The following is a 24,067-nucleotide window of genomic DNA, read 5'->3' as shown; positions in this document are numbered from 1 at the left end:
CGACTAAAATGAAGCTCAGCTTTGCCCACGCAAACGACCAGGGGAGTACGACCATGAAGACCAATAAAACGATCCAGATCCAGGGAAAATATCTCGCAGCAGCCATCGCCGCGCTGGCGCTGACCGGCTGCGCCGGCACCCAGCCGCAACTGGGCGGCGGCGGCACTGTCGCCACCGGCGCTGCAGGCGGCGCCAACGCGGCCAACGCCAGCTCGCAGCTGGAAAAATGCGACAAGCCGCTCGGCACGCTGGGCGTGGTGGAAGACCAGTCCGCGCCGTGGTACCACGCGCTGTCGCAGTACAAGCTGGGCTCCACCGTGCCGGTGCTGCGCATGATGATCCAGCAGTCCAACTGTTTCGTGGTGGTCGAGCGCGGCGCCGCGCTGAAGAACATGAACATGGAGCGCGACATCCAGCAGAGCGGCGAAATGCGCGGCGGCAGCAACTTCGGCAAGGGCCAGATGGTCGCCGCCGATTACACCATGAGCCCTACCATCAACTTCAGCCAGAAGGGTACTTCCGGCATGGGCGGTGCGCTGGGCGGCTTTGGCCTGATCGGCAGCGTGGCCGGCATGGTAGCGGGCGGCATGAAATCGAATGAGGCCGCTACCACGCTGATCATGATCGACAACCGTTCCGGGGTGCAGCTCGCTGCGGCCGAAGGCAGCGCCAAGAACTTCGACTTCAATATGTTCGGCGGCCTGTTCGCCGGCGGTTTTGCGGGTGCCGGTGGCTATTCCAACACGCCTGAGGGTAAAATCCTCACTGCCGCTTTCATGGACTCGTATAACCAGCTGGTGAAAGCGGTGCGCAATTACAAGGCGCAGGAAGTAGCGGGCGGCCTGGGTACCGGCGGCGCGCTGGGTGTGCAGGGTGGCAGCACGCCGGCATCGCAGCCGGCGGCGGCGCCGGCGCCAGCCAAGGCTCCTGCCAAGAAGGACACCAAGAAAAAGTAAAGGATAGTGCATGCGTAAACTGCTTGCGGGAGGTGTGGCCATGCTGATCGCAGGCAGTGCCTGGGCGGCGCCGGTTCAGGAGGTGGGCGAACGCTACATGAAGCTGGTGCTGGCCGTGGGCCAGCATGACGCTTCCTATGTGGACGCTTATTACGGACCGGCGCAACTGCAGGAGCAGGCGGTGAAGGAGAAGCTGAGCCTGGCCGCCATCCGCAGCGAGGCGGAGGCGGCGCGCAAGGCGCTGCCCCCGGTAGCTGCCGGCGGCGACGCCGACGAGGCGCTGCGCATCGCCTTCCTCGACAAGCAGCTGCAATCCATGGTGATGCGGGTCGATATGCTGGGCGGCAAGAAGTTCAGCTTCGACGAGGAAACCGCCACCATGTACAACGCGGTGGCGCCGCGCCACGACCGCGCCTATTACCTGGAGCTGCAGGACCGCATCGGCAAGCTGCTTGGCGGACAGGGCCCGCTGGCCGACCGCGTGAAAGCCTTCCGCGCCCGCGTTGAAATCCCCAAGGACAAGCTGCGCCCCGTGATGGAGGCTGCCATCCGCGCCTGCCGCGAGCGCAGCGCGAAGTATATTTCCATGCCGGCCAACGAAAGCTTCGTGCTGGAGTTCGTGCAGAACCAGCCGTGGTCCGGCTACAACTGGTACAAGGGCGACGCGCACAGCCTGATCCAGATCAACACCGAATTCCCCATCTATATCGAGCGCGCGGTGGACCTGGGCTGCCATGAAGGCTATCCCGGCCACCACGTCTACAACGCGCTGCTGGAGCAGACCCTGGTCAAGGGCAAGAACTGGCAGGAGTTCAGCGTCTACCCGCTGTATTCGCCGATGTCGCTGGTGGCAGAGGGCAGCGCCAACTACGGCATCCTGATGGCGTTCACGCCGCAGGAGCGGCTGGCCTTCGAGCGCGACGTGCTGTATCCGCTGGCCGGGCTGGACCCGGCGCTGGCCGACAAATACGCGGCGCTGACGCAGCTGTTCGGCAAGCTGGCCTATGCCGACAACGACGCCGCGCGCGCCTACCTGGACGGCAAGGCCACGCGCGAACAAACCGTGGAGTGGCTGGTGAACGTGCTGCTGTATCCGCCCGAGAAGGCCGAGCAGCGCATCCGCTTCTATGAGGCCAACCGGGGCTACGTCATCAACTACACGGTGGGCGCCGACCTGGTGGGCGACTACGTGAAGCGCCACGCCACCTCGGCCGATCCGGAAACGGCGCGCGCCCAGCGTTGGGCCGCGTTCCGCCAGTTGCTGTCCTCGCCGCGCCTGGCCGGCAGCCTGCGCTAGGGCCGGGCCCCGGGATCAGTCGCCGGCGTTGACGTTGCCGATGCCGTTGACGGTCTTGTTCAGGTGGCGCGGCTTGCCGTAGTAGGTCAGGTTGCCCATGCCGTTTACCACCGCGTTCAGCGTGTCGCTCGCGCTGACCTTCACATTGCCGATGCCGTTGAAGTTCACGTCGGCGCGTTCGGCGGCAAGGTCCTTGGTGTCTACTTCGCCCACGCCCTGCGCCTTCAGGCGCAGCAGCTTGACCTTGCCCTGCGCGGCGAAACGCCCCGCGCCCTGGTAGCTCACGTCGAGGCGCTCGCCGGCCATGTTCTTCAATACCGTTTCGCCCGCGCCTTCGCCGATGAACTTGACCAGCGACGGCACCGTGATGATGATGCGCGGATCGCCGTTGGCGTTCTTGCCGCCGCCGTCGCGGTGGTAGATTTTCAGTTCGCCGTTCACCACTTCGGTCACCAGGTTGCCGATGAATTTGTCGGTGCCGGACAGTTTCACGGATTGCGTTTTGCCGCCCTCCACCACGATGCTGTACGCCCCCTTGCTGTCGATGGCGGTGAACGGCTGCAAGGTGCGCACCTGTTCGTCCGCGTATGCGGAGCTGGTGAAGGCGAGCGTGGCGATGGCGGTTTGAATCAAGAGACGGCGCATGGTTTTCCCTGGGTTATTCAAGTTGTCAGTGAGGCCATTGTAATTTCGCCCGCGCCGCTGTGGTGGTTTTTGCGACGAACTGCAAATTCGCGGGAGTCAATTGCAACATCGCTTGCCCCTGCCGGATGATAGGCATACCATGAGCGCGCCCTCACAGACCTGAACGACTATGCTCAGCACGGCCGCCCCCAACCGACGCCTGTCCCGCCTGTCCGTGCACCTCTGGCTGACGCTGGCGGTGTCGCTGCTGCTGGCCGCCAGCTTCGTGTTCTATGTGCGGGCCGAGAAGAAGATCGACGTTGCCAACGACGTGCGCCAGCGTTCCACCTTCCTGGCCAGCGAACTGCGCCAGTCCTCGGACGAGCTGACCCGCATGGCGCGCAGCTTCGCCGCCACCGGCGATCCGGTCTACAAGCAGCACTTCGAGCAGATCCTGGCGGTGCGCGACGGGCGCTTGCCGCGCTCGGCCAAGCATCCCGACATTTACTGGGACCTGGTGCCCGCCGGCGCCAGCTTTACCGGCCCGCCCGGCAACGCCGTGCCCTTGCACGAGCTGATACGGCGCGCCGGTTTCATGGCCCAGGAGATCGCCGTGCTGGAGCAGGCCAGGCGGCGCTCGGACGCGCTGACGGCCACCGAATTCGCCGCCATGCGCCTGGTGGAGCAGGCTGCGCCTGGCACGCCGGGCGGCGCGGCGGCCCGCGCGCGCGCCACCGCCGTGCTGCACGACGCCGCCTATCACCAGGCCAAGGCTGCCATCATGGAGCCGATCCGCCAGTTCGCGGTCATGACGGACGAGCGCACGCTGAAGGCGGTGCGGCTGAGCGAGCAGCGCGCGCTGCAGCTGCGCGTGGTGTTCCTGTGCCTGGTGGCGATGCTGCTGGCGCTGGTATGGATGGCGCGCGGCGAAGTGCTGGCGGTGCTGGGCGGCAGCGTACCGCAGCTGTACGGCCACATCGCGCGCCTGGGCAGCGGCGACTTTTCCGCCCCGCTGCCGGATGCGCCGCGCGACAGCGTGCTGGGCTGGATTGGCGAGACGCAGCAGCGCCTGGCCTACATCGACGCCGAGCGCACGCTGGCCGAGAGGGAACTGGCCAGTTACCGCAGCCGGCTGGAGCAGCTGGTGGACGAGCGCACGCGGGCGCTGGCCTCCGCGCTGGACCGCGCCGAGGCGGCCAACCGCGCCAAGAGCGTGTTCCTGTCAAATATGAGCCATGAATTGCGCACGCCGCTCAATGCGGTGATCGGATTCTCGGAACTGATGACGCGCTCGCAGTCGCTGAGCCAGGACGAGCTGGAAAACCTGCGCTTCATCCATTACTCGGGCAAGCATTTGCTGGCGCTGATAGACCAGGTGCTGGCGCTGTCGCGGATGGATGCGCAGCAAGCGCCGCCGCCGGGCGGCTTGAGCGACGTCGGCCAGCTCGGCACGCTGCCGACCGCCGCGCCGCAGCCGGTCCAGGCAGCGCGTCCGCAGCCTGGACCCGGTGACGGCAGCGGGGCCGGAGCTGACGCATCCGCAGCCGAGCCCGCGCCGGCCCCGGCGGTGCTGCTGCCGGGCGATGTGCAGGCGCTGGACGGCGCCACCTACAGCGCGCTGTGCAACGCGGTGCAGCACCTGGACCGCAAGCAGCTAAACGAACTGCTGCTGCGCGTGGCGCCGCAGCACCCGGCGCTGGCGCGCGGCATCGAGGCGATGGCCGAGCGGCTCGAGTACCGCGAACTGTGGGAAGCGCTGCAGCATGCCCGCAGCGCCGATTCCGCGGAATAGGCGGCCGGAATCCGAAAGCCGGAATTTGCAATCCGCAGTCCGGCTCAGGCGATGGTCTGCACCGTGCCGCCTTCGGCCCGGATGGCGGGACCGTTGATGACGGGGCGCCCGCTGGCCATCCGCATGGGCCCGCTGGCCGACGCCAGCTTCCACGCCCGGGTGCCGGGCCGCAGCCGGCGCGCCGTGGTGGCGGCGCCGCGCTATCTGCAACAGGGGGGCGTCCCGCAGGAGCCGGGCGGGCTGGTCCGGCACCGCTGCTTCAATTTCCGCCGCCCGCTCGATGAATGGCCGTTCCGCCTCGGCGGCCAGACTGTGCACTTGCCGGTGCAGGACGGCATGCTCACCCACAACGGTGAAACCATGCGCCAGCTCACGCTGGACGGCCTGGGCGTCAGCCGGCTGGCCATGCTCCACGTGGCGGCCGAGCTGCAGGCCGGGCGGCTGGTGGAACTGCTGCCCGGCTACAATCCGGGCGACACGGAAGAGGTGTCGGCCATTTTCCGCAACCAGCGCCATATGCCGTTGCGGGTGCGCGCGTTCACCGACTTGCTGGTGGAGAGCGTGAGTCCGCTGCTGGCGGCTTAGTGCTGGCGCCGGCGGCGGTGGAAGGTCAGCGCGGCCAGCGCGGCGGCCGAGAGCAGCAGGCTGGACGGTTCAGGGACCGTGCTGGACGGTACGCTGCCGTCCAGGCGGAAGGGCAGGCCGCCATCAATGGCGAACACGTCGCCGGTGTCTTCCTGCTGCCACAGCAAGTAGCCGTTCGGGGCGTCGGTGTTGGCGGTGCGGAATTCCAGGTCCAGGCCGTAGAAGCTCAGCAGGTAGTTGCCGGCGCCCAGGGTCAGGCCGTCGGTGGCGAAGGTGACGTCGTAGAAGGTGCTGAACGGGTAGCTGATGATGCTGTTCGGTACCGCCGTGTAGTCGCCAACGTTGAGCGTGCGGGTGTAGATGGCGCCGCCGATCGCGCCGCCGCCGGCGTCGTTGTAGATGGTAAAGGTGAAGGAGCCGAAGAACGGATCTTCCGTCAGGCCCATCTGGAAAAACACGTGCCCGATGTCGTAGGTGCCGGCCAGGCTGAAATCGTCGTACAGGCGCTGCTGTTGTAGCGCCGTGGAAAAGTAGCCGCTGCGCGGAGAGAAATCTTGTCCGAGGCCGTTGTCGAAGATGATGTCGGCGTGGGCCAGTGCGGTGCAAACGGCGAGCAGGGCCGCGAGAAAGAGGCGCTTCATACTTGGTCCCCCAGAAATATTAACAAATGAGAAATCTAAAGCATAATTTATGCCTGATTTGCAACTGTTGATAAATCAAGGGGTTGGCGTGGCGTGTCGGCGGCCCGTGTAAAGTTTCCCGACAAAAAGTATTCGCCTGGCTGCTACTTCAGGGCGCCGAACACTTTACCTATCAGTTTGCTGCCGGTACCGAGCGGATCGTTGCGGATCGCCTTTTCCTCTTCGCCTATCATGGTGAACAGCCCATCCAGCGCGCGCTGGGTCACATAGTCTTCCACCGTGCCGGCCGGCGCCAGTCCCATTTTCGACACCTGGGACAGGGCGCCGTTGTACTTGGCCGAGAGGTCGGACTTGTCGGTCACTTTTTTCACGATGGGCAGGAATTTCACGCTCAGCTGGGCTGCCGTCTTCTCGCGGAAGAACTGCGTCACCGACGTGTCGCCGCCGCTCAGGATGTTCTTGGCGTCGGTCAGCGTCATGTTCTTGACTGCGTCCACCAGCAGCGGCTTGGCCATCGGCACGGCCGCCTCGGCCGCGTGGTTCATCGACACCACCAGGTCGTCGAGCTGCTGCGCGTGCCCCGTCATTTTCAGGATGGGCCGGGCCTGTTCCAGCACGCGTGGCAGCTGGATTTTCACTTTCTCATTGTTGAGGAAGCCGTTCTCGGCGCCCAGTTTGCTGACCGCGGCGGTGGAGCCCCGTTCCAGCGCGGCTTTCAGGGCGCCGTTGACGTCCTTGTTGGACAGGTCGGCCAGCGATACCGCCCAGGCACTGGAAGCGGCCAGCAGCAGGGGCAGCAGGCGGATGGATTTGAACATGGCGGTCTCGCGGTGTGGTGGGGATGTTGCAGATGGTACGCCATGCGCCGCGCCGCGGCTAGCCGTGGCCCCGGCCTTGCTCCGCCAGGTAGGCGTGCACCAGCACGCCAAGCTGGCGCCGCAGGGCCGCCGCGTCCGTGCGCGGGCCGTCTTCCATGACGCGCTGGGTGAGCACGCTGTAGGACGCGGTGTGCACCACCCAGGCCGCCTGCGCCGGCAGCGCCGCGCGCGCCAGCGCGGCTGCCCACATGTCGGTGGCCAGGCGGTACAGCCGGGAATAGGCTTCCGGCGTGGAGATGCGCCGTTCCAGCTGCAGCAGCGCCTGCCACTCCGCCGCGCGGCCCGCAAAGCGCTCCACCATGCGGTCCAGCAGGGCGTCCACCAGGCCGTGCACCGGCCCGTCCGCGCCGGCCAGCGCGGCCAGCTCCGTCACCACTGCCTTCATGCGCATGCGCAGGCAGACTGCGGCCAGCGCTTCCTTGTTGGGAAAGTACTCGTAGAACGTACCGATGCCCACACCTGCCACCGCCGCCACCTCGCGGATGGTCACGCCGTCGTAGCCGCGCGCCAGCAAAACCCGAACAAAGGCTTCCTGCACGGCCAGCGAAGTGGCCCAGGAGCGTGCCTGGCGCGGCCTGCGGCGGGGCTTCTGGCGCGCCGCGCGGCTGGAATCTGTCATGGGTGGAATCCGAACATGCTGAACACACTTTAATCCTATACTAATTCGATCGGATCAATCGACCGGACAACGGAGACCGCCATGCAATGGGAAACCCACGAGATCAGCAACCAGGCTGCCGAGCTGAAAGACTACAACCTCTACCTGACCGACCCGCTGCTGCGGGACGCCGTGACGCGCGGCGGCGCAGGCTGGCATGCCGACGCGCTGGCCGGCCAGGGCGCACTGCTGGGCAGCGAGGCCGTGATCCGCATGGGCGAACTGGCCAACCGCCATCCGCCCGAGCTGCACACGCACAGCCGCACCGGCGAGCGCATCGACGTGGTGGAGTTCCATCCCAGCTGGCACGAATTCCTGGCCATCACGCGCCGCCACGGCCTGGTGTCGCAGCCTTTCACCGAACAGCGCGCCGGCGCATGGACCGCCTACGCCGCCGGCCAGTACCTGCACAACCAGATCGAAGCCGGCTCCTTCTGCCCGGTGAGCATGACGTTTGCCTGCATCCCGGTGCTGCAGCAGGAACCGGCGCTGTTTGCGCAGTTGCAGCCGCTGCTGTTCTCCAGCGAGCATGACGCGCGCGACCTGCCGGCCGCCGCCAAGCAATCGATCATGGTCGGCATGGGCATGACGGAAAAGCAGGGCGGCACCGACGTGCGCTCCAACACCACCCGCGCCACCCACGCCGGCGGCGCGGCCGGGCGCGGCGGCGAATACAGCATTGTCGGCCACAAGTGGTTCTTCTCCGCGCCCATGTGCGACGCGCACCTGGTGCTGGCGCGCACCGATGCCGGCCTGTCCTGTTTTTACGTGCCGCGCTGGCGCCCGGACGGCAGCAAGAATCCCATCCACATCCAGCGCCTGAAGGACAAGCTGGGCAACCGCTCCAATTCCAGCAGCGAAGTGGAGTTCCACGGCGCCTGGGGCGTGATGGTGGGCGAGGAGGGGCGCGGCATCCCCACCATCATCGAGATGGCCACCAACACGCGGCTGCACAACAGCATCTCCAGCGCGGCCTTCATGCGCCAGGCGCTGGTGCAGGCGCTGAACCACACGCGCCAGCGCAAGGCCTTCGGCCGCACCTTGTTCGAGCAGCCGCTGATGCGTTCCGTGCTGGCCGACATGGCGCTGGAAAGCGAAGCGGCGCTGCGCGTGTCCATGCAGCTGGCACACGCGTTCGGCCAGCAGGGGGAGGCCGCGCAGGCGTGGAAGCGCATCGTCACGCCTGCCGCCAAGTTCTGGATCTGCAAGCGCGCGGTGGAGATGGCGGGCGAGGCGATGGAAGTTTTCGGCGGCAACGGCTACGTGGAGGACGGGCCGATGGCGCGCCTGTTCCGTGAAGCGCCCGTCAATTCGATCTGGGAGGGCTCGGGCAATGTGATGTGCCTGGACGTGCTGCGCGCCATCGCACGCCATCCGGACAGCATGCAGGTGCTGCTGGACGACCTGCAGCGGCGCGCCGGCGACGAGGCGCGGCTGCGCGGGGAAATCGCCGGGCTGCGCGACGCGCTGCGGCAGCCGCCGGAACAGCTGGAAGCGGGCGCGCGGCGCTACACGCAGAAGCTGATGCTGGCGGCGCAGGCGGTGCTGATGCGCGAGTCGGCTTCGCAGGCCAGCGCGGAGGCCTTCCTCGCCAGCCGCTACGACAGCGAGTGGGGGCGGGTGTTCGGTTCGCTGGACGCGCGCGCCGATTGCGGCGCGGTGCTGGCGCAGGCGTGGCAGGACTAGCGCCGCCGGCCGCGCCCGGCGGGTGACGCGGTTCCCGCTGACCCACCCTGCGTGGCCGTGCCAGCACGGTCTGCGCACAAACGCTACACTCCCATCTCTCACTGAAGATGGAGACCACCATGTCCGACCTTGTCATTGCCCAGCGCTGGCCCGCCCAGCACCCCGAACGTATCCAGTTGTATTCGCTGCCGACGCCGAACGGCGTCAAGGTATCCATCATGCTGGAGGAAACCGGCCTGGCCTACGAGCCGCACCTGGTCGACATCATGAAGGACGAAAACAATACCCCGGAGTTCAGGTCGCTCAACCCGAACGGCAAAATTCCCGCCATCGTCGACCCCGACGGTCCGGGCGGCAAGCCGCTGGCGCTGTTCGAATCGGGCGCCATCCTGCTCTACCTGGCCGAGAAAAGCGGCCAGTTCCTGCCGGCCGGCCCGGCCGCCCGCTACGAAACCATCCAGTGGGTGTTCTTTCAGATGGCCGCCATCGGCCCGATGTTCGGCCAGGTGGGCTTCTTCCACAAGTTCGCCGGCCGCGAATACGAGGACAAACGCCCGCTGCAGCGCTACGTGAACGAAACCAAGCGCCTGCTGGCGGTGCTGGAGGCGCGCCTGGAAGGCCGCGACCACATCATGGACCACGGCTATTCCATCGCCGACATCTCCATGATAGGCTGGGTGCGCAACCTGATCGGCTTCTACGGCGCGGGCGAGCTGGTGGACTACGCCAGCCTGTCGCGCGTGCCGGCCTGGCTGGAACGCTGCCTGGCGCGACCCGCCGTGCAGCGCGGCCTGGATATCCCGAAGCGCCCAACTTAACAAGACTAAGGAAGACATAGTGCTGAAACATCGCTCCCTAATGGCGGCCGGCCTGCTGGCCCTGGCGGCCGGCGCGCACGCGCAAAATGCGCAAGACATCCGCGCCGACAAAAACATGATCAGGGCCCACCTGACCTTCCTCGCGGACGATTTGCTGGAAGGCCGCGAAACCGGCAGCCGGGGCTACGACATTGCGGCGCACTACGTCACCACGCAGTTCCTGCAATACGGCCTGGCGCCCAAGGGCGACCAGGGCAGCTTCCTGCAGCAGGTGCCGCTGCGCGCCACGCGCCTGGTGCAGGAATCGCCAGTGCTGGAGCTGAGCGGCAAGGCCGGCACTGAAAAGCTGGCCTACCTGGACGAGTACGTAACCTCCGGCAGCCTGCTGGAAGACCAGTCTGCCGTTGGCGCGCCGCTGGTATTTGTCGGCTACGGCATCGAGGCGGACCGTCTCAAGCACCACGACTACGCGGGTGTGGACGTGAAGGGCAAGATCGTCGTGGTCCTGTCCGGCAAGCCGCGCAGCTTCCCCACCGAGGAAGGCGCGCACTTCGCCAGCGGGGAGCTGAAGCGCGAAGCGGCCGCTCGCCACGGCGCCGTCGGCATGATCACCATTCCCACGCCGGGCTCGGAAAAAGCCGTGCCGTTCGCCAAGCTGAAGGATTACCGCTACATCCCCAGCATGAGCTGGGTGGACAAGAACGGGGTGGCGGCGCACCAGCAGCCGACCTTGCAAAACCGGTACAGCCTCAGCATCCCGGCCGCGCGCAAGCTGTTCGCGCAGTCCAGGCTGAAGCTGGATGCCATCTACGAGCAGGTGGCGGCCGAGAAGCCGGTGCAGCGCGGCGACCTGGGCGTGTCGGCCCGCATGGCCTCGCAAAGCACGCGCAACGACCTGAAGAGCAGCAACGTGGTCGGCATGATCGAGGGCAGCGACCCCAAGCTGAAAAACGAATACGTGGTGTTCAGCGCCCACCTGGACCACCTGGGCCAGGTGAAGGAAAAGAGCGGCGACAACATCTTCAACGGCGCCATGGACAACGCTTCCGGCGTGGCCACGCTGATCGAAACGGCGCGCCTGTTCAGCCAGGGCCAGGTCAAGCCCAAGCGCTCCATCCTGTTCGTGGCCGTCACCGGCGAAGAAAAAGGCTTGCTGGGCGCAGACTACTTCGCCACCAACCCCACCGTGCCGGCCGGCGCCATCGTGGCCAACGTCAATCTCGACATGCCCTTGCTGACCTTCGATTTCAAGAACGTGATGGCCTTCGGCGCCGAGCATTCCAGCCTGAAGGGCAACCTGACGCGCGCGCTCAAGCCGATGAATTTGGAGCTGATTCCCGACCCGTGGCCGGAGCAGGGCCTGTTCACCCGTTCCGACCACTATATGTTCGTGCGCCAGGGCATCCCTTCGATTTTCCTGGCCACCGGCATGGCCTCGTTCCAGAAGGGCGAAGACGGCGCCAAGCAGTGGGAGCATTTCCTGAGCACGAACTACCACCAGCCGACGGACGACCTGAAGCTGCCGTTCAATTTCGACGCCGCTGCGCGCTTCGCGCAGCTCAATTACAACATCGCGCTGGAGATCGCCAACGCCGCCGACAGGCCAAGCTGGAACAAGGGCGATTTCTTCGGCGACACATTTAGGAAATGAAATGGCAAGTGAAATGACATACGAAGAGTATCTCGACGAAGTGACCACGCTGATCGTCGAGAAGTACCACCTGGCCGACGCCGCCGCCATCAAACTGGTAGTAGCCGCGCAGGACGCCGAGTTCTTCGTCAAGCACGACGAAGACCAGGCCTTGCGCAACATCGACCAGGCCCACAAGGACGCGAAGACCCTTTATTCCGCAGGCTCCGCAGCGCAAAAAGCACCGAAAAACGCGCCGGGCAAGCCGCGCCGCTGACCCGACGGGCCGCCGTTCGCGCGGCCCGATTTTCCCCGCAGTCGCACCAAAAAAATAAAGTGGTATCGTCCGCCGCGCGGACGGGGTGCGTCCTCATCTTACACAGGAAAAGTACCAAGTATCACAACACTTTTCGCGAAATGTCGCGGAACGTTGTATTCCTGCTCCCATAACCTTTATGAATGGACTCATAGCAATGTTACATATTACATTCAGCCTCGTAACACCCGCCACAAGCGCCTACATACCTAGAAAACACCGTTACAAGAGAGAAGATCCATGAAGAAGAGCTTTCCATTTGCAGTGTTGATGTTGTCCGCCAGCCCTTACATCCTGGCGCAGGAAGTCAAGCCCGCCGCCACCGCACCGGCTGCCGCCGAAGCACCGGCGGACGACATCCAGAAGGTGGTAATCGTTTCTACCGGCAGCCGTGGCGCACAGCGCACCCTGGTCGACACCCCGGTGCCGATCGACATCCTGGGCGCGCGCGAACTGACCAAGACCGGCCAGAACTCGCTCGACAAATCGCTGCAGTTCCGCGTGCCGTCCTTTAACACCGTGCAAACCCCGGTCAACGACGCGACCTCCTTGCTGGATCCCTACGAGATCCGCAACATGGGGCCGAGCCGGGTGCTGATCCTGATCAACGGCAAGCGCAAGAACGCCAGCTCGCTGATCTACACCCAGACTTCTCCCGGCCGCGGCGAAAGCGGCGCCGACATTTCCGCCATCCCGACCGACGCCATCAAGCGCATCGAAGTGCTGCGCGACGGCGCGTCCGCCCAGTACGGCTCGGACGCCATTGCCGGCGTGGTCAACATCATCCTGAAGGACGCGGCCGAAGGCGGCTCGCTGACGGCGCGCGCCGGCATCACCCATGAGCGCGACGGCGAGATGGGCGGCCTGAGCCTGAACAAGGGCCTCGCGCTGGGCGACCAGGGCTTCGTCAACTTCACGCTGGACGTGTCCAAGACCAAGCTGTCCAACCGCCCCGGCGTTGTCAACGCGCGCGGCGAAACCTCGGACTTCATGGACAAAACCGACGTCTTTGCCGACTTCCTGAAAAACAAGGTCGAGCCTTTCCTGGCGCTCAAGCCGGATGCGGGCAACATCAACGGCGCGCCGGCCACCGAGGCCGCCAAGGCCCTGGTCAACAGCCGCTACGAACTGAGCGACGGCGTGTCCATCTACGGCAACGCCGCCTACATCCACAAGAAAATCGACAGCTACGCCAACTACCGCACGCCGTACTGGCGGCCGACCGACTACGGCCTGCTGCACGCGGCCGGCACGCCTTACCTGGGCTATGTGCCCAGCTTCATCGGCAAGCTGGACGACTACAACGCCACCGGCGGCGTCAAGTTCCCGCTGGGCGACTGGAGCGCCGACGTCAGCCTGACCTACGGCGGCAACGAGCAGGAATACGGCGTGGCGAACTCGATCAACCGCGGCATGGCGGCGGACTTCGCCTCCGGCGCCAGCAAGGTGCAGTCGCCCACCAGCTTCCATGCCGGCGGCGTGAAGTTCGAACACTTCGTGCTGAACGGCGACGTGTCCAGGCAAGTGGCCAGCAATGTCAGCGCCTATGCCGGTACCGAGCTGCGGCACGAAAAATACGCGGTGCTGGCCGGCGAAGAAGCCTCCTACATCAACGGCGGCGCGGACTCCTATGCCGGCAACGACCCGCGCAATTCCTTCCCCTCGTCGCGCTCCAACTACGGCGTGTACGGCGGCGCCACCTGGGACATCAGCGACAAATGGCTGGTCGACGCTACCGGCCGCTATGAGAAATACACCGACTTCGGCAGCGCCTTCGTCTGGAAAGGATCGACCCGCCTGAAAGTGAGCGAGCAGCTGACCTTGCGCGGCTCCGCCTCCACCGGTTTCCGCGCGCCGTCGCTGGCGCAGACTTTCACGCAGAAGAAACAGTACTCCTTCGTGGCGGGCAAGGGCATCCAGGTGTCCGGCCTGATCAACAACGTGTCGCCGGAAGCCAGCGCGCTGGAAGTGCCGAAGCTGAAGGCGGAGAAATCGAACAACATTACGGTGGGCCTGGGCCTGAAGCCGGACAACGACACCAGCATCACGGTCGACTTCTACCACATCAAGGTGAAGGACCGCATCGTGCTGGGCAAGGAAATCGTCCCGACCGGCGATCCGACCAAGAAACTGGACCAGGAACTGGCCAAGGCCGGCATCGTGTCGGTGAGCTTCTTCGTCAACGCCCTGACCAGTGTTACCTCGGGCATAGACTACGTGCTGTCGCGCAAGAATATCCCCTTCGCGGACGGCAAGCTGACGCTTAACCTGTCGGGCAACTATTCCTTGAAAAACGAGCGCGACGGCGCGGTCAACAATCCGCCGCCGATCGCCAGCGCCGGCCAGTCGGTGCTGGACGCCACCCAGGAGGCGCTGATGTTCACTTCGCGTCCCAAGTTCAAGACCATCGTCGGGGCCGACTGGGACTACAAGGACTTGAATCTGTCCTTGAACAACACCGTGTTCGGTCCGACCTATTTCCGCCAGGCTGGCCTGGACAGCAACCTGGAAACGGCCTTCAAGACCAAGACCTTGACCGACTTCGCGCTGAACTATAATCTGAGCAAGTCGATGACCCTGTCGTTCAACGTGAACAATATGTTCAACGTGACGCCGCAATGGAACATCCGCGCGCTGAATGCGACAGGCCAGGCCATCCTGGACGACAAGACGGCTAACGCCACCACCGGCCTGACCCCGGCCGAAGTGCAGCGCAACCTGATCACGTTCAACGGCCGTTATTCGATGGTGACCTACGATGGTTCGCAGTTCAGCCAGCTGGGCCGCACCTTCGCCGCGTCGCTGAACTACCGCTTCTAAATCCCGACGCAGTCCCAGGGGCATGCCCCCAAGCCGCCCGGTGCAAGCCGGGCGGCTTTTTTCGTTTGACAGGATGCGGCCGCAGGCTTATATTCCAACTTGGTTATATACTAAGCGACGCCATGCACTCCGATGCCCTCAACCGCGCCTTTGCGGCGCTGGCCGATCCGACGCGGCGCGCCATCCTGGCGCGGCTGGCGTCGGGCCAGGCCACCGTCAACGAACTGGCCGAGCCGTTCGCCATGACGCAGCCCGCCATCTCCAAGCACATCAAGGTGCTGGAGCAGGCGGGACTGGTGTCGCGCGGCCGGGTGGCGCAAACGCGGCCGTGCAAGCTGGAGACGGCGCGGCTGAAAGACGTGTCGGACTGGCTGGACACCTACCGCGGCATGTGGGAGGACCGCTTCGACCGGCTGGGCGACTACCTCAACAAGGAAGGGAACGAAACATGAAGCAAGCATTCACCATTACCCGCCAGTACCCGCAGCCACTGGCAACGGTGTGGCAAGCCTGGACCGAAGCCGAACGCCTGCAGCAGTGGTGGGGGCCGCAGGGCTGCAAGGTGGAAGTGAAACGGCTGGAACTGCGCCCCGGCGGCTTCTTCCACTACGCCATGCATTTCGCCGGCGCCCCGGTCATGTGGGGCCGCTTCAACTACCGCGAGATCGTGCCGCAGCAGCGCATCGTATGGCTGAATTCCTTCGCCAACGAGCACTGCGGCATCGAGCGCGCGCCGTTCAGCCCGGCCTGTCCGCTGGAGATCGAAAACACGGTGGTGTTCAGCGAACAGGACGGCGTCACGACCGTGTCGCTGAGCGCCATCCCCTTCGGCGAAACGGCGCCCGAATACCAGTTCTTCGACGAGCTGCGCCCGTCGTTGCAGCAAGGCTACGGCGGCACCTTCGACCAGCTGGAAGCGCACTTGCGCGGTCCGGCGCTTTGATAAATATCAAAGCGGCGTTCGCCGGGATTGCTACGATGAAGGTCTGGTTGGCGGTTGGAGGAGACAACCGGACATAGCGTACAAAGAGACGCTACTACCGGGGCCGGCGGTCGGGAAATATACCGGCACCAACAATGAGAAAGCCCGCACAGTTTGCACTGTGCGGGCTTTTCTCATGGCGCACGCTTGTTTCGCTTATTTTCGCTTATTTTCTCTTACTTGCGCTCTGGTCGCGGATGGCGCGGAACTCGGAGTCCTTGCCCCAGTTCGGCCAGTCCTTGGAGTCGGCCAGGTCGCGGCCAACCGTGTACAGCAGTTCCAGGTCGCGCGCCAGGCCGGTGAACGGCCACTGCGCGCTCCACTCGTCGGACGGCTGGTGGTAGTTGTTGGTGTTGTACGCCACCTCGGCGGCCTTGCCTGCCGCCAGGCCGCCGTCGATCCAGTCTTCACCCGAGCCGATGGAGAACGCCGGCACGCCGCGCTTGGCCATCGAGAAATGGTCGGAGCGGAAGAAGTGGCCCGCTTCCGGCTTCGGATCCGGCGAGTAGGCCATGTTCCAGCGCTTGGCTTTCTCGATGGTCTGGTCGATCAGTTCCAGCTTGGCGCTGCCGGAAATGGTGAAGTTGCGCGACGGTCCCATCGGGCTCAGGGCGTCCATGTTGATCACGCCTGCGGTCTGCTCCAGCGGGTACAGCGGGTTGGCGCCGTAGTATTCGGAACCCAGCAGGCCTTTCTCTTCAGCCGTCACGGCCAGGAACACCACGCTGCGCTTGGGTGCCGGCTGCTTGCCGTACACGCGCGCCAGTTCCAGCAGCGCGGCGATGCCGGTGGCGTTGTCCACCGCGCCGTTGTAGATCTTGTCGCCTTTGGCGTCCGGCAGGCCTACGCCCAGGTGGTCCCAGTGACCGCTGTAGATCACGGTCTGCCTGGGACGCTCGCTGCCTTCCACCAGGGCCGCCACGTTCTTCGACTTGATCACCTGCGTGTCCACGGCATAGTGCGCCGACAGGGACAGGCCGGTCAGCGGGACCGGCTTGAAGTCACGCGTTTGCGCCTGTTTCTTGGCCGCCTCGAAATCCAGGCCGGCGCGCTTGAACAGGTCGACGATCACGTCGCGCTGGATCCACGCTTCCATCGGAGCGTGCGCCTTGCCCGGCTGCTTGCGCACGATGTCGTACATGGTGTTGGTGTTGGAGTTTTTCACCGTCGGCCAGCCGTAGGAGGCGGGTGCGGTTTCGTGCACGATGATGGTGCCCAGCGCGCCACGGCGCGCCATCTCTTCATACTTGTAGGTCCAGCGGCCGTAGTAGGTCATGGCCTTGCCGCCGAAATCGCCGTCGCCGGTCTCGAAGTCCGGGTCGTTGATCAGCACCACGGCCAGCTTGCCCTTCAGGTCCACGCCCTTGAAGTCGTCCCACTTGCGCTCCGGCGCGTTCACGCCGTAGCCGACGAACACCAGCGGCGCCTTGTCGAAATCGACCCGCTTGGCGCCGTTCATGGCGGCGCGCACGGCCATCTGGTCGCCCTGCAGGAAGAGCTGGCTGCCCTTGGCGTCGTTCAGCGACAGCGTGACCGGGCCCTGGATTTCGAAGCGGCCCAGCGGCACTTCCTGGGTCCAGCTGCGCTTGCCCTTCACCAGGTCGCCGCCCGGTTTCATGCCGGCCGCCTTGAACTGCTCGATCAGGTAGTCCACAGTTTTGGTTTCGCCGGCGGTGTTCGGCCCACGGCCTTCAAAGTCGTCCGATGACAAGACTTTCACGTCCTGCGACAGGCGCTGCGGGTCGAACTTGGGCGTATCGTTGGCCTGCGCCGCAGCTGCGGATAGCAGCAGGGTGGCTAGCATGGCGTTTTTCACTGTGAACCTCCTTGGGTAATGGATAGGCAAAAACGCTGCAAGTATCGGCCTAAACATTGCGAAGGTCAAACCCTGATCGCTGTGTCGTAGCGCTTGCCGGCTATCGTGACGTCGCTCAGCACGACGTTGCGCACGTTGTGCACGAACCAGGGTTCCCCGGCGCGCGGCGTGCCGAAATTGCAACTGCTGATGCTGACGTTGGACAGCGGCAGCAGCGGCACGCCCGCAGGTCCGTTGTAGCTGTGCGCCACGGGACCGAGCAGCACGAAGGCCTGGTAGCAGGAGTAGGCGCCGTCCCCGGTCTGCACGTCGGACACGCGCACGTCCGAGATGTGGATCTCCGATACTTCCGGCGGCCGGGTGCGCACACTGTCGAAGGCCGGCGTGTAGTCGCAGTCGATGGTGATGATGGCGCCGCCGCTGGTGGAGACGGTCCTGGGCGCGATCGCGCCGCCCGGGATCGGCGTGTAGAAGCCCGGCTTGGTGCGCACGCCGTTGGCCAGGGTCAGGTGGCGCACGTAGAAGTGGCGCAGGAAGCCGCCGCGGTTCATATTGGTCTTCATGCGGATGGCGGTGCCGAGCGGATCGGTGGCCCAGTGCATATTGCGCACATCCAGGTTCTGCGCGTAGACGTGTTCTATGCCGGCCGCCATCTCGCTGCCCAGCGTGATAGCGCCGTGGCCGGTGTTCATGATGCTGTTCTGGACCACCATGTCGCGCGTGGGGCCGTACTGCACGTCGGTGTTCTTGCCGGCCTTGATGGCGATGCAGTCGTCGCCGGTGTTGAACAGGCAGCCGTTCACCAGGATGGTGTCGCAGGATTCGGGATCGAAGCCGTCCGAGTTCGGGCCCATGCTTTCCATGCGCACCTTGTTGATGTGCACGTTGCGGCAGTTGACGGGGTGGTGCTGCCAGAACGGGGTGTTGACCAGCTGGTAGCCCTGCATCAGCACGTCGGTGCAGCCGACGAATTCCACCATGCAGGGCCGCAGGTAGTGGCCGATGCCAAACACGCGGCGCTCGGCGGGCACGCGCGCCTCCGACAGCGCGGGCAGGTATTTCTCGTCGCTGCGCCAGTCCGCGTGGCTGCCCTTGATGGCCGTGAGCTCGGCTGGCGTGAGCTGCGGCGCCAGCGCGGACAGCGAGGCCGGGTTGGCTTCGTTGGTGACGTTCTGGCGCGCGGCGACGCCGGCCGGCTTGCGCGCGGCCCAGCCCCACCAGCCGCCGCCGCCGGCGCTGGCGTCCTCGAACGGCACGTTGCCCTGGCCGTTCAGGATGCTGGTCCAGTCCTCGCCGGTAAGGGCGATGTTGGCCTGGTTGCGGGCGTACACCATGGGCGAGTAATTCAGGCAGTCGTTGCCCTGCCAGCGCGACAGCACCAGCTTGCCGTTCGGGCCGCAATCGAAATCGCCGTCGCGCGCATAGTCGGCCGGGTTGGCGCTGAAGTGCACGCGCGCGCCTGCCGCCAGGTGCACGTTCACATTGGACAGCAGCACGATGGGGCCCTTGCAGTACCAGTCGCCGGCTGGGATCAGGACGCGGCCGCCGCCGGCCTTGCTGGCGGCGGCGATGGCCGCGCGGATGGCGGGCTGGCTGTCCGGCGAGCCGGGCGCCGGGGACGGCTGCGTGGCTGATGGCGTGCCGTGTGCGCCGGCCATCGGCGTCACGTCGGCCATGGCGCAGGGCCTGGCGCCGTGCGCGGTGATGACGAAGTCGCGCGCCGGGAAGGACAGCGGCTTGGCGAACTTGGCGACAATGCGTTCGGCACGCGCCCACGGATCGCCAGGCGCGGCTGCGGCGCCCGCAGCGGCGGGTGCATCGACAGCACCGGCGTTGGCCAGGCCGGGAGCTGCGGCAGCCAGTGCGGCCGCAGCGGAAGCGCCTTTCAGCAGCGCGCGGCGGCGCTGGTCGGTAATGGTTGTATTCATGCTTTTATGTCTCGGTAATTAACTCAGCGGCTAAGTCTGAAATAATCCACGTCCAGGTGGCCCGGGGCGGCAGGCGCGGTCCCGCTGCCCACGCTGAACAGGCCTACTTGCGCGCCCACCCAATGCCCCTTGGTGGCGGAAAACGGCGCGCCGGCTGCAGCGTACTCTTTGCCATCCACGCTGTAGTGGAACTGTGCCTTCGCGCCGTCGGACATGACCATGCGCAGTGAGAGCGCGGACGGCGCTTGCGGCAGCAGCACCGTGCTCTGTTCCTTGCAGCGCGGGGCGAACGGCGTGCAGGTGGTGTAGACCAGCTGTGTGTCGCCGTCCTGCTTGCGCAATCCCAGCCACGCGTAGCTCATGCCGTTCAAAATCAGCCCGGCGCGGTCGCCTTCGGCCGCGTTGCCCAGTTCGATGCGGGTGTCCACGGTAAATGTGCCGGCGGGCAGCTTCTGGCCGACGATGTTGGGGGCAGCGCGCACATAGCCATCGGCTTGTGGCGCAGCCAGCACCGGCAGGCGCAGATGCCCCGGCCGCGCGCCCAGCGCGTGCCAGCCCTGCTGCGGATTGGCGTTCCACTGCCACTGCAGGCCTAGCGTCCTGCCGCCGAATTCGTCGCTGGTGGCGGGCACTTTGACGGCCTGCCCGGCCACCGGCTTGCGGTAGGTCGCCACCGGGTTGCCGACGCCGGGCTTGGGACCGGGCTGGCCGATCAGTGGCCAGCCGTCGGTCCAGGTCATCGGCTGCAGGTGCACCACGCGGCCGTAGGCCTTGCGGTCCTGGAAATGCAGGAACCAGTCCTTGCCGTCCTGTGCGCGCACCCACGCGCCCTGGTGCGGGCCGTTGACCGCCGTGGCGCCCTGTTCGAGTACGATGCGGTCCTCGTATGGCCCGTCGATGCTGCGCGAGCGGAACACCGTCTGCCAGCCTTCCTCCACGCCGCCCGCGGGCGCGAACACGTAGTACCAGCCGTCCTGCTTGTAGAACTTGGGCCCTTCCAGCGTCCGGTAGCCTGGCAGCTTGTTGCCGTCGATGACCACTTTGCCGGCGGGGTCCAGCACGCGCTTGCCGTCCGGCGCCATCGGATGCAGCGTGAGCACGTTGTTGAAGCCCGCGCGGCTCTTGGCCCAGCCGTGCAGCAGCCAGGCCTTGCCGTCCTCGTCCCACAGCGGGGTCGGGTCGATCAGGCCGCGCCCCGGCAGCAGCAGGTGCGGTTCGCTCCACGGCCCGCTGAAGTTCTGCGCGGTGATGACGTAAATGCCGAAGTCCGGGTCGGGGTAGAAGATCCAGAACTTGCCGTCGTGGTAGCGCAGGCAGGGCGCCCACACGCCGGCGCCGAAGCGGGGCACGTCGAAGTGCGCGGCCGGCACCTGCTTCGGCAGCGCGTGGCCCACCAGTTCCCAGTTCACCAGGTCCTTCGACTGCAGCAGCGGCAGGCCGGGGGCACTGTTGAAGCTGGACGAGGTCATGTAATACGTGTCGCCGACGCGCACCGCGTCCGGGTCCGAGTAGTCGGCGTTCAGCACCGGGTTCTGGTAGCTGCCGTTGCCCAGGTCCGCCACCCATGGCTCGGCCGCGTGGGCCAGGTTCAGCGCCGCCAGCAGCGCGCAGGTCAATAGTGGTTTCATCATGGTTAGAAAGTGTAGTTCACGCGCACGTTGTAGGCGCGGCCGATTGGCTTGGAGACGTTTTGCGCGAACACCACGCGCGAGCCCAGGCGCTGGTTCGACAGCGGCGGATCCTTGTCCAGCAGGTTGTTGATGCCGAACGTGATCTTCAGCTTTTCCTTGACGCTGTAGCTGCTGGTCAGGTTGTACAGGATGTAGGGATCGATCACGTTGAAGAAGGGCTGGCCCGGCTTCTGCGTCGGCAGCGCGTTGGTGTCCTCGTAGCGCGAAGTGTAGGCCTGGGTCAGCTGCAGGCCGAAGCCCTTGTGGCTCCAGGATGCGCGCAGGTTGTGGCGCCAGCGGTAGACATAGGTGTTGGCCGAGGTGGCGCCGGTGGCCAGGGAACCCGGCTTGCCGACGCTGTCGATCCAGGTGCCGCCGGCTTCGTTCTGGCCTTCGTAGCGGTCCACATAGGTGCCGTCCAGGCTCAGGCCGAACTTGCCCCAGTCGGTTTTCGGCCAGGAGTAGCTCATGCTGGTGTCGATGCCGCGCGTGCGCAGGCCGCCCATGTTCAGGCGTGTCTTGACGATGTAGTCCAGCGTGCCGTCGGCGTTGCGCACGAACAGGTCGTTGTAGCCGGCCGTGTTGTTGAAAATGGTGTCCTCGCCGATCTGCGCGATGGTGCCCTTCATCTTGATCGACCAGACGTCGAACGACAGCATCATGTTCTTCACCGGCGCCAGCACGATGCCGGCGGTGACGGTGCGCGCCTTCTCGGGGTCCAGGTCCGGGTTGGCGCCGGTCAGCGTCACCAGCGTGGTGTTGCATACTTTGCTTGGGTCCAGGTTCAGGCCTGCGTATTTGGGGTCCTTGGTCACCGAGCCGGTGCCGGGGATGGAAGGCGTGGCGCTCGGGCACAGCAGCGGGTCGTCCCATTTTCCGGTCGAGCTGGTGCGGGTGCGCGGCGTGCCGTACAGCTCCGGCAGCGTGGGTGCGCGGAAGCCGGTGCTGGCGGTCCCGCGCAGCATCACTTCCTGCGCCGGCTGCCAGCGCACGCTCAGCTTCGGATTGACGGTGTTGCCGAAGTCGCTGAAATGGTCGGCGCGCACTGCGGCCGTGATGTCCAGCGTCTTGGTCAGCGGCGCATCCATTTCCATGTACAGCCCGGCCACGGTGCGCGAGGCGCTCGGGTAGGTGTTGGGCGTGCCGGACACTTTGTACACCACCTCGTTGGCGACCGGATCGGTGCCGTCGTTGTAGATCTCCTTGTGCCAGTCGCCGCCCACCGCCAGCGCGAGCGAACCGCCGGCCAGCGGCATCAGGTTGCGCGTCAGGTTGAAGTCCGGGCCGAAGTATTCCACCGTGGCGCGGCGGTAGGTGGTGCCGTCCGCGCGGATGCTGTCCAGGTAGGCCTGGCCGGCGGCGTCCTGCTTGCCGAAGGGATTGAGCACGCCGTCGGCCACGCCCTTGTAGATGCCGGCGGTGGTGAAGAAGCCGCTCTTCCAGCTGACGTCGCGCCGGCTGCGCGAGGCGTTCATGCCCACGCGGTAGTCCCAGCCCATCACTTCGCCCTCGTCCGCCACGATGATGCGGGTGGTGTGCTGGCGGTCGTCGGTGATGGCGGGGCCGGCTTCGTCCAGGCTCCAGGTCAGCGCCAGGTCCTGGCCGTTCACGCCTGCCACGGCGGGCACGCCGCCGCTGCCGCCCGGGTACCACTTGCTGGTCTTGGTGATGAACAGCGGCTTGCGCAGGCCGGGGTTGTACTTGTCGTAGTCGGTCTGCGCGCCGAAGGGCTGCGGCGGATTGAGCGCGTCGATATAGGACTCGGTGGCCAGCAGCTCCATGGTCAGCAGCTTGTTGTCGCCGTGGCGCAGCGTAGCCTTGGTAAACAGCGTGGCCTGCATGGCGTCGGCCAGCAGCTGCGGGTACAGGTCCGGATCCAGGATGCAGGTCTTGCTGCCAGCGCCGGAGGCCTTGGTGGAGGCCAGCGCGTACTGCGCGTCGTACGGGCCTTTGCAGCCGGCCGCGAAGTAGGGGTTGCCGGTGGTGGTGGTGGCCTTGCCGTTCTGGTACACGGTGAAGTTGGCCGGCGCGGACGAGGAGCCGGAGGTGTTGGTGCTGAAGGGATTGCCGCCCAGTTGCGCGATCAGATTCGGGTCGCTGATGTTGGGGCGGTCCTTCTGCAGCAGCGAGTCGCGCTTCTGCACGTCCAGCGCGGCGTAGACGTTCCAGCCTTGTTCCTGCAGGTCGCCCCAGCCCGAGATGATGCTAACGCGCCGCTGGTCGCCGCCGCCGTGGCGCTCGGGCTGCACCAGGCCGCCGCTGATGGTGGTGTTCTTGAAGCTGCGCTTGGTGATGAAGTTGACCACACCGGCAATGGCGTCGGTGCCGTAGATCGAGGAGGCGCCGTCGCGCAGCACTTCGACCCGCTCGACGGCGCTCATCGGCATCACGTCCACGTTGATCGAGCTGTCGCCGATGGCCTCGTTGGGCAGGCGGCGGCCATTGAGCAGCACCAGCGAGCGGTTGGTGTTCAGGCCGCGCAGGTTGATCTGGGTGCCGCTGCCGCCGCCGCCCACCGGTTCATTGGTCGCGCCCACCGTCAGCGAGGTGGCCACTTCGGACATGGTGGTCAATCCGCGCGCCACCAGTTCCTCGGCGTTGATGGTGGTCAGCGGCAGGGCGTTTTCAGCGGCCACTTTGCGGATCGACGAACCGGTGACTTCAACGCGGGTCATGCTGCCGGCAGTGCTTTGCGCGGACGCGCCGGTGGTCAGCGTGAGGACTGCCAGGGCGATGGCGGACAGCGCCAAACGGCACTGCGTGTGCTTGCTTCGGGTCATAAGGTCTCCTATAATTTTTGCTGGTCAGGCCGCAGGGTTATTGGCCTGACCAGATTTTCCAGAGCATGCGCGAAGAAGCATGATTGCGCAAACATTATTTTGTAAATTTGTCAGAAAATCACTACATTGCGCAGAGAGAAGCTCATCCTGACTGTGAAAAACGCTGGCGCCAAGTGGTCAGGCCAGTTAA

The 24,067-nt window shown here is 65.6% G+C and carries 19 protein-coding genes; 11 read left to right on the top strand and 8 right to left on the bottom strand.

Going from position 1 to position 24,067, the window contains the following annotated elements; translation table 11 throughout:
* Positions 1-53: 53 nt before the first annotated feature.
* Complete coding sequence (locus ASD15_RS27060) at positions 54-956, top strand: CsgG/HfaB family protein (RefSeq protein WP_057158359.1); 903 nt, start codon at positions 54-56, stop codon at positions 954-956.
* Between the two features lie 10 nt (positions 957-966).
* Positions 967-2,253: a hypothetical protein gene (locus tag ASD15_RS27055; protein ID WP_157201165.1), complete on the top strand. Its 1,287-nt coding sequence runs from the start codon at positions 967-969 to the stop codon at positions 2,251-2,253.
* A 15-nt stretch (positions 2,254-2,268) separates the two neighbouring features.
* Here ASD15_RS27055 and ASD15_RS27050 read toward each other — a convergent pair whose 3' ends face one another.
* Positions 2,269-2,898 (bottom strand): GIN domain-containing protein, encoded by a 630-nt coding sequence (locus ASD15_RS27050; RefSeq protein ID WP_057158141.1) that lies wholly within the window; start codon positions 2,896-2,898, stop codon positions 2,269-2,271.
* Between the two features lie 169 nt (positions 2,899-3,067).
* On the opposite strand from ASD15_RS27050, the gene ASD15_RS33710 reads away from it, so the two are divergent.
* The gene (locus ASD15_RS33710; RefSeq protein ID WP_057158140.1) at positions 3,068-4,669 is read left to right on the top strand and encodes a histidine kinase dimerization/phospho-acceptor domain-containing protein; all 1,602 of its coding nucleotides are present in this window, start codon (positions 3,068-3,070) and stop codon (positions 4,667-4,669) included.
* A gap of 96 nt (positions 4,670-4,765) precedes the next feature.
* Positions 4,766-5,254 (top strand): LysR substrate-binding domain-containing protein, encoded by a 489-nt coding sequence (locus tag ASD15_RS27040; RefSeq protein WP_162249950.1) that lies wholly within the window; start codon positions 4,766-4,768, stop codon positions 5,252-5,254.
* Here the strand turns inward: ASD15_RS27040 and ASD15_RS27035 are convergent.
* From ASD15_RS27035 to ASD15_RS27025, 3 genes are all read right to left on the bottom strand, one after another.
* Positions 5,251-5,895, bottom strand: coding sequence for a PEP-CTERM sorting domain-containing protein (locus ASD15_RS27035; protein ID WP_057158138.1), 645 nt, complete (start codon positions 5,893-5,895; stop codon positions 5,251-5,253). The genes ASD15_RS27040 and ASD15_RS27035 overlap by 4 nt on opposite strands.
* A 143-nt stretch (positions 5,896-6,038) precedes the next feature.
* Positions 6,039-6,713 (bottom strand): DUF4197 domain-containing protein, encoded by a 675-nt coding sequence (locus tag ASD15_RS27030; protein ID WP_057158137.1) that lies wholly within the window; start codon positions 6,711-6,713, stop codon positions 6,039-6,041.
* Between the two features lie 58 nt (positions 6,714-6,771).
* The gene (locus ASD15_RS27025; protein ID WP_057158136.1) at positions 6,772-7,392 is read right to left on the bottom strand and encodes a TetR/AcrR family transcriptional regulator; all 621 of its coding nucleotides are present in this window, start codon (positions 7,390-7,392) and stop codon (positions 6,772-6,774) included.
* Positions 7,393-7,473: 81 nt separating this feature from the next.
* Here ASD15_RS27025 and ASD15_RS27020 point away from each other — a divergent pair, with 81 nt between their 5' ends.
* The 7 genes from ASD15_RS27020 (at position 7,474) to ASD15_RS26990 (ending at position 15,644) form a co-directional block, all read left to right on the top strand.
* Positions 7,474-9,117: an isovaleryl-CoA dehydrogenase gene (locus ASD15_RS27020; protein ID WP_057158135.1), complete on the top strand. Its 1,644-nt coding sequence runs from the start codon at positions 7,474-7,476 to the stop codon at positions 9,115-9,117.
* Between the two features lie 119 nt (positions 9,118-9,236).
* Positions 9,237-9,935: a glutathione S-transferase N-terminal domain-containing protein gene (locus tag ASD15_RS27015; protein ID WP_057158134.1), complete on the top strand. Its 699-nt coding sequence runs from the start codon at positions 9,237-9,239 to the stop codon at positions 9,933-9,935.
* Positions 9,936-9,954: 19 nt separating this feature from the next.
* The gene (locus tag ASD15_RS27010) at positions 9,955-11,586 is read left to right on the top strand and encodes a M28 family peptidase (RefSeq protein ID WP_200954104.1); all 1,632 of its coding nucleotides are present in this window, start codon (positions 9,955-9,957) and stop codon (positions 11,584-11,586) included.
* Between the two features lie 13 nt (positions 11,587-11,599).
* On the top strand, positions 11,600-11,842 hold the full coding sequence (locus tag ASD15_RS27005) for a hypothetical protein (protein ID WP_057158358.1): 243 nt from the start codon (positions 11,600-11,602) through the stop codon (positions 11,840-11,842).
* Positions 11,843-12,151: 309 nt separating this feature from the next.
* On the top strand, positions 12,152-14,701 hold the full coding sequence (locus ASD15_RS27000) for a TonB-dependent siderophore receptor (protein WP_229418355.1): 2,550 nt from the start codon (positions 12,152-12,154) through the stop codon (positions 14,699-14,701).
* A gap of 122 nt (positions 14,702-14,823) precedes the next feature.
* Positions 14,824-15,153: a helix-turn-helix transcriptional regulator gene (locus ASD15_RS26995; protein ID WP_057158131.1), complete on the top strand. Its 330-nt coding sequence runs from the start codon at positions 14,824-14,826 to the stop codon at positions 15,151-15,153.
* The gene (locus ASD15_RS26990) at positions 15,150-15,644 is read left to right on the top strand and encodes an SRPBCC domain-containing protein (protein ID WP_057158130.1); all 495 of its coding nucleotides are present in this window, start codon (positions 15,150-15,152) and stop codon (positions 15,642-15,644) included. Before ASD15_RS26995 ends, ASD15_RS26990 begins: the two co-directional genes overlap by 4 nt.
* Before the next feature lie 205 nt (positions 15,645-15,849).
* On the opposite strand, the gene ASD15_RS26985 is transcribed toward ASD15_RS26990, so the two are convergent.
* The 4 genes from ASD15_RS26985 to ASD15_RS26970 all read right to left on the bottom strand — a co-directional run bounded on the left by ASD15_RS26985 (position 15,850) and on the right by ASD15_RS26970 (position 23,877).
* Positions 15,850-17,487, bottom strand: coding sequence for a M28 family metallopeptidase (locus ASD15_RS26985; RefSeq protein WP_200954102.1), 1,638 nt, complete (start codon positions 17,485-17,487; stop codon positions 15,850-15,852).
* A gap of 77 nt (positions 17,488-17,564) precedes the next feature.
* Positions 17,565-19,427 (bottom strand): glycoside hydrolase family 28 protein, encoded by a 1,863-nt coding sequence (locus ASD15_RS26980; RefSeq protein WP_057158128.1) that lies wholly within the window; start codon positions 19,425-19,427, stop codon positions 17,565-17,567.
* 23 nt (positions 19,428-19,450) lie between these two features.
* A complete protein-coding gene (locus ASD15_RS26975) occupies positions 19,451-21,058 on the bottom strand; it encodes a glycoside hydrolase 43 family protein (protein ID WP_057158127.1) in 1,608 nt (535 codons plus the stop codon).
* A gap of 2 nt (positions 21,059-21,060) precedes the next feature.
* Positions 21,061-23,877 (bottom strand): TonB-dependent siderophore receptor, encoded by a 2,817-nt coding sequence (locus tag ASD15_RS26970; RefSeq protein ID WP_082552181.1) that lies wholly within the window; start codon positions 23,875-23,877, stop codon positions 21,061-21,063.
* Positions 23,878-24,067 lie beyond the last annotated feature (190 nt).

This window comes from Massilia sp. Root351, assembly GCF_001425045.1.
Lineage (GTDB): Bacteria > Pseudomonadota > Gammaproteobacteria > Burkholderiales > Burkholderiaceae_D > Rugamonas.
Note: the sequence above shows the minus strand (reverse complement) of the source record. Positions and strands in the feature narration are given on the sequence as shown.

Excerpts from the sequence above, each read along its gene's own strand:
- ASD15_RS26985 (WP_200954102.1), bottom strand. The coding sequence starts at position 17,487 with ATGCTAGCCACCCTGCTGCTATCCGCAGCTGCGGCGCAGGCCAACGAT.
- ASD15_RS27040 (WP_162249950.1), top strand. The coding sequence starts at position 4,766 with ATGACGGGGCGCCCGCTGGCCATCCGCATGGGCCCGCTGGCCGACGCC.
- ASD15_RS27005 (WP_057158358.1), top strand. The coding sequence starts at position 11,600 with ATGACATACGAAGAGTATCTCGACGAAGTGACCACGCTGATCGTCGAG.
- ASD15_RS27055 (WP_157201165.1), top strand. The coding sequence starts at position 967 with ATGCGTAAACTGCTTGCGGGAGGTGTGGCCATGCTGATCGCAGGCAGT.
- ASD15_RS27030 (WP_057158137.1), bottom strand. The coding sequence starts at position 6,713 with ATGTTCAAATCCATCCGCCTGCTGCCCCTGCTGCTGGCCGCTTCCAGT.
- ASD15_RS26970 (WP_082552181.1), bottom strand. The coding sequence starts at position 23,877 with ATGACCCGAAGCAAGCACACGCAGTGCCGTTTGGCGCTGTCCGCCATC.
- ASD15_RS27000 (WP_229418355.1), top strand. The coding sequence starts at position 12,152 with ATGTTGTCCGCCAGCCCTTACATCCTGGCGCAGGAAGTCAAGCCCGCC.
- ASD15_RS27020 (WP_057158135.1), top strand. The coding sequence starts at position 7,474 with ATGCAATGGGAAACCCACGAGATCAGCAACCAGGCTGCCGAGCTGAAA.
- ASD15_RS26995 (WP_057158131.1), top strand. The coding sequence starts at position 14,824 with ATGCACTCCGATGCCCTCAACCGCGCCTTTGCGGCGCTGGCCGATCCG.
- ASD15_RS27015 (WP_057158134.1), top strand. The coding sequence starts at position 9,237 with ATGTCCGACCTTGTCATTGCCCAGCGCTGGCCCGCCCAGCACCCCGAA.
- ASD15_RS26975 (WP_057158127.1), bottom strand. The coding sequence starts at position 21,058 with ATGATGAAACCACTATTGACCTGCGCGCTGCTGGCGGCGCTGAACCTG.
- ASD15_RS26990 (WP_057158130.1), top strand. The coding sequence starts at position 15,150 with ATGAAGCAAGCATTCACCATTACCCGCCAGTACCCGCAGCCACTGGCA.
- ASD15_RS26980 (WP_057158128.1), bottom strand. The coding sequence starts at position 19,427 with ATGAATACAACCATTACCGACCAGCGCCGCCGCGCGCTGCTGAAAGGC.
- ASD15_RS27060 (WP_057158359.1), top strand. The coding sequence starts at position 54 with ATGAAGACCAATAAAACGATCCAGATCCAGGGAAAATATCTCGCAGCA.
- ASD15_RS27035 (WP_057158138.1), bottom strand. The coding sequence starts at position 5,895 with ATGAAGCGCCTCTTTCTCGCGGCCCTGCTCGCCGTTTGCACCGCACTG.
- ASD15_RS27050 (WP_057158141.1), bottom strand. The coding sequence starts at position 2,898 with ATGCGCCGTCTCTTGATTCAAACCGCCATCGCCACGCTCGCCTTCACC.
- ASD15_RS33710 (WP_057158140.1), top strand. The coding sequence starts at position 3,068 with ATGCTCAGCACGGCCGCCCCCAACCGACGCCTGTCCCGCCTGTCCGTG.
- ASD15_RS27025 (WP_057158136.1), bottom strand. The coding sequence starts at position 7,392 with ATGACAGATTCCAGCCGCGCGGCGCGCCAGAAGCCCCGCCGCAGGCCG.